Source organism: Pectobacterium sp. F1-1 (assembly GCF_025643735.1).
Classification (GTDB): domain Bacteria; phylum Pseudomonadota; class Gammaproteobacteria; order Enterobacterales; family Enterobacteriaceae; genus Pectobacterium; species Pectobacterium colocasium.
The window spans coordinates 3,323,387-3,336,501 of record NZ_CP104733.1 but is presented as its reverse complement, the minus strand read 5'-3'; the positions used below and the strand labels follow the sequence as shown (position 1 = coordinate 3,336,501).

Below are 13,115 nucleotides of genomic sequence, written 5' to 3'. Positions count from 1 at the left end.
TTCTTCATTTTTCGCGATTTTCGTAAGAAATCGATATGGCTTCTTTTGACACTGGAAAAATTTATCGGCACGTTATCGACAGCGCGAATTATCTGAGATAGCTTGGATAGGTTCATCATACTTTAGGTCGCATGGGCGCTTGTCGTTAACGACAGCCTTGTAGTTAATGACAGTCTTGTAGTTAATAACGGTTGTGTTCAGTGAACGCCGTGTTCAACGAAAACGACTTTTCTGCGATGTGAAGGATGTTGAGTAGAGTGCTTTTACCGGCACTGCGTCGCTCGGATGGTCCGGGCGCTCACGTTACTTTGAGGATGTTATGGCTGATTCTACTTCCCCGCGCCGTTTTACGCGCATCGATCGTCTTCCCCCGTATGTATTTAATATTACCGCTGAATTAAAAATGGCTGCCCGTCGTCGTGGCGAAGACATTATTGATTTTAGTATGGGTAATCCTGACGGCCCGACACCTCCCCATATCGTGGAAAAACTTTGTACGGTTGCACAACGTGAAGATACTCACGGATATTCGACCTCCCGAGGTATCCCACGCTTACGCCGTGCGATCTCCCGTTGGTACGCCGATCGCTACGAGGTTGATATCGATCCTGAAAGTGAAGCGATCGTCACGATTGGTTCGAAAGAGGGATTGGCGCACCTGATGCTGGCAACGTTGGATCATGGTGATACGGTACTGGTGCCAAATCCCAGTTACCCGATTCATATTTATGGTGCGGTCATTGCCGGGGCGCAGGTTCGCTCTGTGCCGCTGGTAGAAGGCGTCGATTTCTTCAATGAATTAGAACGCGCTATCCGCGAGAGTATCCCGAAACCGAAAATGATGATTCTCGGTTTCCCGTCTAACCCGACGGCGCAGTGTGTCGAACTGGATTTCTTTGAACGCGTGGTGGAGTTGGCGAAACAGTACGGCGTGCTGGTGATCCATGATTTGGCCTATGCCGATATCGTGTATGACGGCTGGAAGGCACCGTCGATCATGCAGGTTCCCGGTGCCAAGGACATTGCAGTCGAGTTCTTCACGCTGTCAAAAAGCTACAATATGGCGGGCTGGCGTATTGGCTTTATGGTCGGCAACCCAGAACTGGTCAGCGCACTGGCGCGGATTAAGAGCTACCACGATTACGGCACGTTTACGCCGTTGCAGGTTGCCGCTATCGCTGCGTTGGAAGGCGATCAGCAATGCGTGCTGGATATTGCCGAGCAGTATCGCCAGCGCCGTAACGTGTTGGTTCGCGGTCTGCATGAAGCGGGCTGGATGGTTGATGAACCGAAAGCATCCATGTATGTCTGGGCGAAAATTCCTGACGCGTATGCGCACCTGGGGTCGCTGGAATTTGCCAAGCGCCTGTTGTCGGAAGCGAAGGTTTGCGTCTCCCCAGGTATCGGTTTTGGCGATTATGGCGATACCCATGTTCGGTTTGCCTTGATTGAAAATCAGGATCGTATTCGGCAGGCGGTGCGCGGTATTAAGACCATGTTCCGCGCCGATGGTATTTTACCGACCACCAAACCGGTATCAGGCAAAGGTTCCGCTGCCTGATAGCGACTTCCCGATAACTGCGGTTCCCGCTCTGTGCTGGGAGCCGCATAAACATGCCGTGACAGCGGCCTATCATTTGCTAGAATGCCTACCGTTAATCTCAATCAGGATGAGTTTGTCATGTCGTTATCTCTGTCTAAATTTTCTGCGTTAACGCTACTTTGCGTCGTGCTGGCCGGGTGCCAACAAACAGGAACGTCTGTCCACAAAGGAACGGTGGCAGGTCAGTCTTCTGCGGTCACGGTTTCTCCTAACGATCAACTGAATCAGCTGTCATCGCTGGTAGCGGCTACCCGCTATCTCAAATCGAAGTGTAACCGCAGCGATCTTCCCGATGATGCGACGATTACCAATGTCGCGTTGACTGTGGCGAAACAACGAGGCTGGAATGTCGCGAGCTATCAGGCTTTACCGCAGCGCAGTGAAAGCCTGTATCAAGGGTTATTAAAAGACAGTACGCCCAAAGAGACGCAGTGTTCTGAATTTAACCGTACCTTGACGCCGTTTATTGATGCCATTCGCAGTCACGGTTAAGGCGCGGCGCTTCCACTTTCATTGTCGGCGGAACGTTCATTCTCGTTGAATTTTCCGCCCGGCCAATCCTCCAACGCTTCCAGAATAAACACCTCGCCCTCAACGCTGAAAATGGTCATATCCTGCTGGATTTGTTCTATGACCAATCCTTCTATTGGCGAATCGCCCTCATGGAATTGCAGCCCGTTGAGTTTGATACTGCGCTTGGCTTCATCCGATGTGTAAACGTGAGCACTGTAGGTCAGCGGGGGAATCTCACCATTGCTGATGGCTGGCAACGGCAGTGTGGTCCTTTTCTCTGGCGGTGCAGGAGTATCGACATAGGCTTCTTCTTGATGAGGTGTTGCCGCGGGTGTTGCTGGCGTTTGTTCTGCTGCCGCAGGTAAGGTCGCGGCTTGAGCCGCCAACGCGGTCGTAGGAGATGTAGGATTCCCCAGCGCTGATGGCTGAACCAGCCAAGCGCGATAAAAAGCAGAGCATAAATAATCATCAAATACCCAGGCATTGAGTATTTGGCAAGCAGCGCTGGCTGTGAGTGTGTCGGTGCGTCCGGTGCGTTGTCCACGTGCTAATCCTTAATTATCAACCTTAGGTTGTGTAGCCTCACATCATAAACGAAAGTAGGGTGAGTAGGAGGGGGCCGTATGCCTTATTTTGCAAAAAATAGAAAGAGCCAGAAAACTGAATCTCTCGGTTATGTGACAGTTCCTCCATTTTGATTAAAAACTATTGCAATCATAATAATCACAGATGGAATCTTGATGCGGGTCGCAAAAAAAACGTGCGAATTTGCTTTAATGAAATCATGTTTTACCCTTGTAGGTATAACGTTTCTTTTTGTGTTTGCTAGTCAATAAATGTGGAGGCGTCATAAGTCTTTAATTAATCATCCCGCGTGTAAAATCGGCAGTTTTATTGTGTGGTTTTTACTACAGGTATTGTGCTGCTTTTTTATCAATACGGGATGTATAAAACTACCGCTAAATGAAGAATAAAAGCAATTTTAAAGTATGCGATTAATATCGCAGGGTTTCTTGCGGTTTTTTTTCTATTTTGATAATTAAAAAATACTGATGGATAACATGTTTAGAATGGTTATTGGGACTGGTCGTTTACGCACCTGTGCGGTAGCTATTGCCTTTTCCGGGCTCGTGCTTTCCGGGTGTGATAATAGTCAGCAGCCAGTGGCAGAATCGGCACCGCCAGATTTACAGGTGAAAACGGCACCGTTTGGCTGGGCTGCACAATATCAGAATACGGATGGTAAATTTTATGCAACAACGGGAGGCGAAGGCGCACATGAAAATAGTATTTATGTCGTAACCAGCCGCCAGGAATTAAAAGATGCGTTAAATAATATCCGCAGCCCCCATTATATTGCAGGCGATGCCGATGCGGAGTTGAAGGCAAAATTAGAACCCAAAATTATCTACTGGCAAGGCACTATTCGCGGCGATGATTTAGGTAATGGACGCTATGCGGATGCTGAGTATTATAAAACCAAGCCGAATAAAACAACGTTTGATTTTGATTTATATGTCAAAGCGTTCGATCAGGATTATATGGCGCAGTTGAAAGCGACGGCGGATGCGGGTGGCAGCGATGCGGCGGCTAGCGCTGAGCTTAGCCTGCTTAAGAAGCAAAATGGCCAACGCTCGCAGTATGCCAACAACCAGAAGGCGCAAATTCAATTTCAGGTCCCACCGAATACCACGATTTTAGGCGTGGGTAGCGAAGCGAAACTGGTGGAAGGTTATTTATCCCTCAATACCTTAAGCCACACGTTTGGCAAAACCGATAACAGCAACATCATTATCCGTAATATTACGTTCCAGGCTCCGCGCGACTTTGCCCCGGCTTGGGACGGCAGTGACGGCGATAAAGGAAACTGGAATGCCCGCTATGATGCGGTATCGATTAATGCCAGCAAAAATGTCTGGGTTGATCACTGCACCTTTACGGATGGTGAACATCCTGATTATCAGGAGCCGGTGCTATTTGGCAAGCATATCCAGCGCCACGATGGTTTGCTGGATATCGAAGATGGAGCCGATTATCTGACGATTTCCTACAACATTTTCGCTCAGCATGACAAAACGGTATTAATTGGCTCAGGTGATGGTGATAAAGGAGAGTATCGGATCACCTTTGAAGGGAATTTATGGGACAACAGCGTGCAGCGTTCGCCGCGAGTGCGCTTTGGTCAGGTGCATTTGCTCAACAACTACCATCGTGGGGCAACGGATACGAATTACCCTATTCTGTATGCGATTGGCATGGGGTTCGATTCATCCATTCTTTCCGAAAGTAACGTGTTTAATTTCCAGGGCGGCGGTGCGGATGAAAAGCTGATTATTGGTGCCTACAAGGGAAGCAAATTTAAAGACAACGGCTCCTGGTTTAATGGCAATCCGGCAAGCAATGTGAATCAAATCGCAGTAGACAAATGCAGCGCCTTGCAAGACGCCGAGAAAGCCGCCGCCACAAGTTCCGGGAAGGCCATACCCGCATGGGCGCTGGAAACCTGTACCAATGAACTGGAATGGAGCCCACCTTATGCGTATAGCGCAGGGAAATCCATCGCCACCGTTGAGAAATATGTGCTGGAAAATGCCGGTGCGGGAAAACTGGAGATTGCCCTGCCGTAGTCACCCGACCTCATTCATTATTTTTTATTTAATTTTTTATCTGTAAACCCTCAGCCCGATGTGTGTCTCCCCCGCGGTAGTGGCTCTGCCGTAGGGAAACATAGGTCGGATGACATAAAAATACAGGAAATGCTATGACTGACTTTTTACCCCGTACTCGCCTGACGCTCTGCGCGACACTTGTTCTGAGCGGCCTGATTGCCGGATGCAGCGATAGCGACTCAACGCCAAATGTGGGTGTTGATCGTTCTGCGGCGCCACAGAATCTTAACGTGCCGACGCTGGCGTATGATGACAACAGCGTGGTACTGGCCTGGGAAAAACCGACCAAACCTGCTGCCGGTATTAAGGATTACCGTGTCTATATGAATGGAACCTTGCTGGGCGGCACGATTGATAACCAGAATACTCATTCGCCCGCCAAGCCTTATATCGATAATTTCTACAACACGATTGATACCAATAACTGGCATGTGCGCGTTAGCTTCCATAATTTTAAGGTGACGAACCTGTCGCCGGAAACGGAATACCGCTTCACGGTGCGTGCGCTTTATGACGATGGCAAAGAATCCGTGGATAGTGAAACCGTCGTGCAGAAAACGACGGCGACGCCAGCGTCACTGAATGTGACCAACTACGGTGCGAAAGGGGATGGCGTCACCAATGATACGCTGGCGATTCAGAAGGCGATTGATGATTGTACGCCAGCCGCGTATCCGAAAGGGTGTAAAGTCGTGGTTGAAGGGGGGACGTTTAAAACGGGTGCGCTGTTCCTGCATAGCGACATGACGTTTGAAGTGGCGAAAGGCGCGACGTTGCTGGGCTCGGCAAATGGCGACGATTACCCGCTCGCTCGTGGCTATTATCTCTACCCTTACACTGCGCCTCAATTACCGAAACGACCTCCTTCGCTGATTAACGTACTGGAAGCGAACGATCAGGGCAGTAGCCATGCGGGTACGTTTAAAAATATTCGTATCGTCGGGCAGGGTACGATAGATGGCAACGGCTGGACGCGTGGCATCAAAGCCAGCGATACAAACATTACTGAAACTGATGAGTTAAAGAATGAATTGCCGCTCTACCGTGCAAGCAAAGCGACCAATGTTGGCAGTGACGGTATTCTGGCAAAAAACCAAACGGCAAAAGCCGTTGATGAAGGCATGTCACTGGATGAAGCGTACAAAAACCGACGCTCCAGCCTGATGACACTGCGCGGCGTGAGCAACATGTATCTGGAAGGGCTGACGATTCTGAATCCAGCCTATCATGGCGTGATGGTGCTGGAATCCGAAAATGTGGCGATGAATGCGCTAGTGCACACGACGTATGATGCCAATAATGCGGATGGTATTGAATTTGGCAATAGCCAAAATGTCATGGTATTCAATAACTTTTTTGATACTGGTGATGACAGCGTAAACTTTGCGGCAGGATACGGTGCCGAGGTGGCGACGCTGGGACAAAAAGCGCAGAGTGGTGCCTGGATCTTCAATAACTACTTCCGTCGCGGGCATGGTGCGGTGGTCACGGGTAGCCATACGGGTACCTGGATTGAAAAAATTGTTGCTGAAGATAATGTCATGAATAAGACGGATGTTGGCCTGCGCATGAAGAGCCGACCTTATTATGGTGGCGGCTCGCGTGACGTGGTATTCCGTAATAACGCGATGCGTGATATTGTCAACGAGCCGTTCGTGTTCACGATTAAATATAAAGCGGACGTGAACGATACCCAGCCTGCGGCCGAACCCGCACAGTTCCGTGATGTGACCGTTTCCAACGTCACGGTGGATGGTTCAGCCAAGAAAAACAGTATTCTGGTTGATGGCATGACCATCACTGAGATGGCTGATGCGTATAAGTTCTCCTTTGGACGCGATGCTTATCACCAAGGCTTGCATTTTGAGAATGTAAAATTCAAAAATGTAAAAGCCACGGACATTACGTTCCTGAAGAACAGTGAATTTAAAAATGTCATTTTTGAGAATGTACCGGGAGCCTGGAATTTCGGTCATATTGAAAATATCCGGCTCGAAGACCGTGTAAATAATGATGCCGCGCTGGCGACCAGCGGTGATGAAACGCTCACCCGAGAAGCCGCAACGGAATAAGGCATTTTCCCCACGCCAATGGGCGTGGGGAGTATTATGGATGATTATCTATGGCACGATTGCAAGTTTTCAAAGAACCGTCTTTTAATTCGTTGGTCGCCACTCTCCGGTCACTGCCAGCCCCTCTCATCCGACGTATTGTGTTGGGGCTGATTTTGCTGCTGATTTGTCAGCAATTGGCCGTCTTGACCTGGCGCTTTCTCCTCCCTGAAGATTCACGCCTTGTTGGCGTGTCGGTAACGCCTGCCCAGGCGAAAGAAAAGCCTGCGACGCCAGGCGATTTTACGTTGTTTGGCCATGCCCCCGATGCGGATGCTTCTGCGGTTAATGACGCTGCATTATCCGGTGATATTCCGCTGACATCGTTAAATATCAGCTTGACAGGGGTTCTGGCTAGTGGGGAAGCTCAGCGTTCGATTGCCATCATCTCTAAAGATGGTCTGCAATACAGTCGCAACGTCGGCGATGCCATTCCGGGCTATGAAGCCAAAATTGTGACTATCTCTGCCGATCGTGTCGTGCTCCAGTATCAGGGGCGCTATGAGGCGCTGCATTTGTATCAGGAAGAAAAGGCGGCTGACACGTCGCCGTCTGCTGGCGCATTTAGCCAAGTGAAAGAAGAGATACAAAAAAATCCCGTCTCGGCACAGGATTACCTCACTATTTCTCCCGTCACGGAAGAAGAAGTACTGAAAGGATATCAGTTAAACCCCGGCAAAAATCCCGATCTTTTCTACCGCGCTGGCTTGCAGGATAACGATCTCGCTGTGTCATTAAACGGCATGGACTTACGCGATGCGGATCAGGCACAGCAGGCGATGGCGCAACTGGCAGGGATGAGCAAATTTAATTTGACCGTCGAGCGTGATGGTCAACAGCAGGATATATATCTGGCATTGGATGGAGACCACTAATTTGTTTAGCAAGGGACAGGGATTTTTTAAGCATCAGGTTTTTTCAAAACATAAAAACCAATGGCTTGGTCAGGTACGCCGTAAAAGCATGTTATTGCTTGGCGGAAGTGTGCTTCTGATGGCGTCATCACTCGCGTGGAGCGCCGAATTCTCCGCCAGTTTTAAGGGCACGGATATTCAGGAGTTTATCAATACCGTCAGTAAGAATCTGAATAAGACGGTCATTATCGATCCCTCGGTCAGCGGAACGATCACCGTACGCAGCTATGACATGATGAATGAAGAACAGTATTACCAGTTCTTCCTGAGCGTGCTGGATGTCTACGGATTTACCGTTATTCCGATGGATAACAACGTCCTGAAAATCATTCGCTCGAAGGATGCGAAATCGACGTCTATGCCGCTGGCGACTGACGATCAGCCCGGCATTGGTGATGAAGTGGTGACGCGTGTTGTGCCAGTGAACAACGTCGCCGCCCGCGATCTGGCACCGCTGTTGCGCCAGTTGAACGACAACGCCGGTGCCGGGAGCGTGGTGCATTACGAACCGTCGAACGTGCTGTTGATGACGGGACGCGCGGGGGTGATCAAGCGGTTGATGACGATTGTCGAACGGGTTGATAAGACGGGCGATCGGAATGTGACCAGCATACCGCTGTCTTACGCGTCCTCAACGGAAGTGGTGAAGATGGTGAATGAACTGAACAAGATGGATGAGAAATCCGCCTTGCCAGGGATGTTGACCGCGAATGTGGTGGCGGATGAACGCACCAACTCGGTGCTGGTGCGTGGAGAACCGAATTCACGCCAGCGCGTGATTGATATGATCAAACAGCTCGATCGCCAGCAGGCGGTACAGGGCAATACCAAAGTCATCTATCTCAAATACGCCAAAGCTGCCGATCTGGTCGAAGTGCTTACCGGCGTCGGTGACAGCATCCAAACCGACCAGCAAAATGCGCTGCCTGCACTGCGCAAAGACATTTCGATTAAGGCACATGAGCAAACCAATTCCCTGATCGTAAATGCTGCACCTGACATCATGAGGGATCTGGAGCAGGTGATCGCACAGTTGGATATCCGTCGTCCACAGGTATTGGTCGAAGCGATCATCGCGGAAGTTCAGGATGCCGACGGAATGAATCTGGGTGTTCAGTGGGCCAATAAAAATGCAGGAACGACGCAGTTTACGAATACCGGGTTACCGATCACGACAATGATTGCGGGAGCGGATCAGTATCGGCGTGACGGGACGCTGAATACCGCAACATCGAGTGCATTGAGCAGCTTCAACGGCATTGCCGCAGGTTTCTATCAGGGGAACTGGAGCATGCTGATGACGGCGCTGTCCAGCAACAGCAAGAACGACATTCTGGCGACGCCGAGTATCGTCACGCTGGACAACATGGAGGCGACGTTTAACGTCGGTCAGGAAGTGCCGGTATTGGCGGGGTCGCAGACGACATCCGGTGACAATGTTTTCCAAACGGTGGAGCGTAAAACGGTCGGTATCAAATTGAAAGTGAAGCCCCAAATTAACGAAGGTGACTCCGTTCTGCTGGAGATCGAACAGGAAGTATCCAGCGTGGCAGATGCGGCTTCCAGCAGCAGCACCAACCTCGGCGCCACATTCAATACGCGTACTGTGAATAACGCGGTGCTGGTCAGCAGTGGCGAAACCGTCGTGGTGGGTGGCTTGCTGGATAAAAGTACCAATGAGTCAGCAAGTAAAGTGCCATTGTTAGGGGATATTCCCGTTCTGGGATACCTATTCCGTTCCAACAGTCAGGAGACGAAAAAGCGTAACCTGATGTTGTTTATCCGTCCTTCCATTATTCGCGATCGCAGCCAATATCAGAGCGCCTCTGCCAGTAAGTATCATTCGTTCAATGCTGAAGAAGAGAAGCAGCGAGAGGCGAATGGCGGGAAGGCTAATCTTCTGGATAACGATTTACTGCGCTTGCCGGAAGGTGGGAACGCCTATACGTTCCGTCAGGTTCAGTCTTCCATTGTGGCGTTTTATCCGGCGGGCGGGAAATGAGTGACGTTGCCTCCCAGATTATAGAATTACGCCCCGTACTGCCTTTTGCCTATGCACGATCGCAGCAAATTTTGCTGTTGCAGCGGGAAAATGATGCGAGTCTACAGACGATCTGCGTCGCGCAAACGCCAGCGGCCGCCTTGCTGGAAGCACGTCGGATTGCGGGCTGTTCGCTTAAAATTGAACGTGTTACGGAAGACGAGTTTGAACGGCAATTAGTCATTAGCTATCAGCGCGATTCGGAAGAAGCGCGCCGTTTGATGGAAGACATCGGCAATGAGATGGATTTCTATACGCTGGTGGAAGAACTGCCAGACAGCGACGATCTGCTTGACGCCGATGACGATGCGCCGATTATCCGCCTGATCAATGCGATGCTAACCGAAGCGATTAAGGATAAAGCGTCGGATATTCATATCGAGACGTATGAGCGCTATTTGCTGATCCGTTTCCGTGTCGATGGCGTACTGCGTGAAATCCTGCGTCCACAGCGTAAGCTGGCGTCGCTGCTGGTATCGCGTATCAAGGTCATGGCGAAGCTGGATATTGCGGAAAAGCGTATCCCGCAGGATGGACGCATGGCGCTACGAGTGGGGACGGGCGATTGACGTTCGTGTCTCCACGTTACCGTCGAACTACGGTGAACGCGTCGTGCTGCGCTTGCTGGATAAAAACAGCGTTAAGCTCGATCTTGAATTGCTGGGCATGTCGGAGCGTAATCGGCAGCGGTTGGACAGCCTGATCCATCGTCCACACGGTATTATTCTGGTCACCGGTCCGACAGGATCGGGGAAAAGTACCACGCTTTATGCCGCGCTCAGTCGCCTGAATGCCTCGGAACGTAACATCATGACGGTGGAAGATCCCATCGAGTATGAGCTGGAAGGTATTGGGCAAACGCAGGTTAATACCAAGGTGGATATGACGTTTGCCCGCGGGCTGCGTGCCATTCTGCGTCAGGATCCGGACGTGGTGCTGGTAGGGGAAATTCGTGATGGTGAAACGGCACAGATTGCTGTGCAGGCATCGCTGACGGGTCACCTCGTGTTATCCACTCTGCATACCAATAGCGCGCTGGGCGCGCTGTCTCGCTTGCAGGATATGGGCGTCGAACCTTTCCTGCTCTCAACCTCTCTACTGGGCGTGCTCGCCCAGCGTCTGGTTAGAACGCTGTGTTCTGACTGTAGCCAGCCGCATCCGGTCGATCCGGTTCAGGCTGCACTGATGGGGATCGCGCCGGGTACGCTGCTGCATAACCCTGTAGGTTGCCCGCAGTGTAGCTATACCGGCTATCGGGGACGTATCGGCATTCATGAACTGGTGTTGATCAATGACGATGTTCGTGCGGCGATCCACCGCAGTGACGGTGAAATGGCGATTGCGCAGATTCTGGGGAGAGTCGAACCACTATCCGTCAAGACGGATTGGAAAAGGTACTGGCGGGGCTCACGACCTGGGAAGAAGTGATCCGCGTAACCAAAGAGGAATGATATGGCACAGTACCACTATCAGGCGCTGGATGCGCAGGGGAAAAAATGCCGCGGCACGCAAGAGGCCGACTCCGCCAGACAGGCGCGTCAGCTATTGCGGGAGCGCGGGCTGGTGCCGCTGTCGGTTGATGAAGGTCGCGGCGACCAGCAGAAACCGGGATCTACAGGATTCTCTCTCCGCCGTAAAATTCGGATCAGTACCTCAGATTTAGCGTTATTAACTCGCCAACTGGCTACGCTGGTGGCGGCGTCGTTGCCGCTGGAAGAAGCGCTGGATGCCGTGGCGAAACAGAGCGAAAAGCCACAGCTGAGCCAGTTGATGGCGGCGGTGCGCAGCAAAGTGATGGAAGGCCATTCGCTTGCCGATGCGATGAAGTGTTTTCCCGGCAGCTTTGAGCGGTTGTATTGCGCGATGGTCGCCGCAGGCGAGACCTCCGGCCACCTTGATGAAGTGCTGAATAGGCTGGCGGACTACACCGAGCAGCGCCAGCAGATGCGCAGCCGCATCCAGCAGGCGATGATCTATCCGTGTGTGTTAACCGTCGTTGCGATTGCCGTAGTCAGTATTTTGCTGTCCGTCGTGGTGCCGAAAGTTGTTGAACAGTTTATTCATATGAAGCAGGCGCTGCCGCTTTCTACCCGCGTATTGATGGGGATGAGCGATGCGGTGCGCACGTTCGGGCCGTGGGTGGTGTTGGCGCTGCTGGCCGCGTTTATGGCGCTTCGCGTGATGCTGCGGCAAGAAAAGCGGCGTATCCGTTTTCACCGACGCCTGCTGTATCTACCGCTGCTTGGTCGTATCGCTCGTGGCTTGAATACGGCGCGTTACGCGCGGACGCTCAGTATTCTCAACGCCAGTGCGGTGCCGCTGTTACAGGCGATGCGTATTAGCGGCGATGTGATGAGCAATGACTATGCCCGCCATCGGCTCGCGCTGGCGACGGATGCGGTACGTGAGGGCGTCAGCTTGCACAAGGCGCTGGAACAGACCGCGCTATTTCCCCCCATGATGCGCCATATGATCGCCAGCGGTGAACGCAGCGGCGAGTTGGACAGCATGCTGGAACGAGCCGCGGATAATCAGGATCGGGAATTCAGTTCGCAGATGACACTGGCGCTGGGGTTATTTGAACCTCTGCTGGTGGTCAGCATGGCGGCGGTGGTGTTGTTCATCGTATTGGCGATTTTACAACCGATTCTGCAACTGAATACGTTAATGAGTTCGTAAGAGAACCAACAATTGAACGAGGAAAAGTAAGGATGCAACAGTCTCAGCGTAGTGGTGGTAAGCATAGCCATGGTCAACGTGGTTTTACCCTGTTGGAAATTATGGTGGTGATCGTCATTCTTGGCGTACTGGCGAGTCTGGTCGTGCCCAATCTGATGGGGAATAAGGAAAAAGCGGACAGGCAAAAAGCCGTTAGCGATATTGTATCTCTGGAAAGCGCACTCGACATGTACAAGCTGGATAACAACCGTTATCCGTCCACCGAGCAGGGGCTGAAGGCGCTGGTGACGAAGCCGACGGTGCAACCGGAACCGCGTAACTACCCAGCCGATGGCTATATTCGTCGCCTGCCGCAGGATCCGTGGGGCACGGAGTATCAGTTGTTGAACCCCGGTCAGCACGGCAAGCTGGATATTTTCTCTCTGGGGCCAGATGGCATGCCGGGAACGGAAGATGATATCGGCAACTGGAACCTGGATAAGAAATAAGGACATGGGCGGTATGCCTAATATTGATGACTTAAGCCCGTTGTTAGGGGAAACACAGGGGGATGTTCCCGCAGGGAGGTCTCACCCCTGTGGTCGC

The 13,115-nt window shown here is 51.5% G+C and carries 8 protein-coding genes and 2 pseudogenes; 9 read left to right on the top strand and 1 reads right to left on the bottom strand.

Going from position 1 to position 13,115, the window contains the following annotated elements:
- The first annotated feature begins 319 nt into the window (after positions 1-319).
- Together alaC and gspS are read left to right on the top strand one after the other, a co-directional pair.
- Positions 320-1,561, top strand: a complete 1,242-nt coding sequence (gene alaC / locus NAL19_RS14895) for an alanine transaminase (RefSeq protein ID WP_015841055.1) — start codon at positions 320-322, stop codon at positions 1,559-1,561.
- 120 nt (positions 1,562-1,681) lie between these two features.
- Positions 1,682-2,095: a type II secretion system pilot lipoprotein GspS gene (gene gspS, locus NAL19_RS14890; RefSeq protein WP_225085319.1), complete on the top strand. Its 414-nt coding sequence runs from the start codon at positions 1,682-1,684 to the stop codon at positions 2,093-2,095.
- Here gspS and gspB read toward each other — a convergent pair.
- Positions 2,092-2,660 (bottom strand): annotated as a pseudogene (gspB, locus tag NAL19_RS14885) (type II secretion system assembly factor GspB). The gene gspS and the pseudogene gspB overlap by 4 nt on opposite strands.
- A 526-nt stretch (positions 2,661-3,186) precedes the next feature.
- Between gspB and NAL19_RS14880 the strand changes: the two are divergent.
- The 7 genes and pseudogenes from NAL19_RS14880 to gspG all read left to right on the top strand — a co-directional run bounded on the left by NAL19_RS14880 (position 3,187) and on the right by gspG (position 13,018).
- Positions 3,187-4,743, top strand: coding sequence for a polysaccharide lyase family 1 protein (locus NAL19_RS14880; protein ID WP_263057746.1), 1,557 nt, complete (start codon positions 3,187-3,189; stop codon positions 4,741-4,743).
- Positions 4,744-4,877: 134 nt separating this feature from the next.
- Positions 4,878-6,857, top strand: coding sequence for a glycoside hydrolase family 28 protein (locus NAL19_RS14875; RefSeq protein ID WP_263057745.1), 1,980 nt, complete (start codon positions 4,878-4,880; stop codon positions 6,855-6,857).
- A 50-nt stretch (positions 6,858-6,907) separates the two neighbouring features.
- Positions 6,908-7,771: a type II secretion system protein GspC gene (gene gspC / locus NAL19_RS14870; protein WP_225085315.1), complete on the top strand. Its 864-nt coding sequence runs from the start codon at positions 6,908-6,910 to the stop codon at positions 7,769-7,771.
- A gap of 88 nt (positions 7,772-7,859) precedes the next feature.
- Positions 7,860-9,812 carry a type II secretion system secretin GspD gene (gene gspD, locus NAL19_RS14865; RefSeq protein WP_225088194.1) on the top strand — a complete coding sequence of 651 codons (1,953 nt, stop codon included), beginning with the start codon at positions 7,860-7,862 and terminating at the stop codon, positions 9,810-9,812.
- Positions 9,809-11,302 (top strand): annotated as a pseudogene (gspE, locus tag NAL19_RS14860) (type II secretion system ATPase GspE). Before gspD ends, gspE begins: the two are co-directional and overlap by 4 nt.
- 1 nt (position 11,303) lies before the next feature.
- Positions 11,304-12,530, top strand: a complete 1,227-nt coding sequence (gene gspF, locus NAL19_RS14855) for a type II secretion system inner membrane protein GspF (RefSeq protein ID WP_263057744.1) — start codon at positions 11,304-11,306, stop codon at positions 12,528-12,530.
- A gap of 32 nt (positions 12,531-12,562) precedes the next feature.
- On the top strand, positions 12,563-13,018 hold the full coding sequence (gspG, locus tag NAL19_RS14850) for a type II secretion system major pseudopilin GspG (RefSeq protein ID WP_180741889.1): 456 nt from the start codon (positions 12,563-12,565) through the stop codon (positions 13,016-13,018).
- Positions 13,019-13,115: the final 97 nt, after the last annotated feature.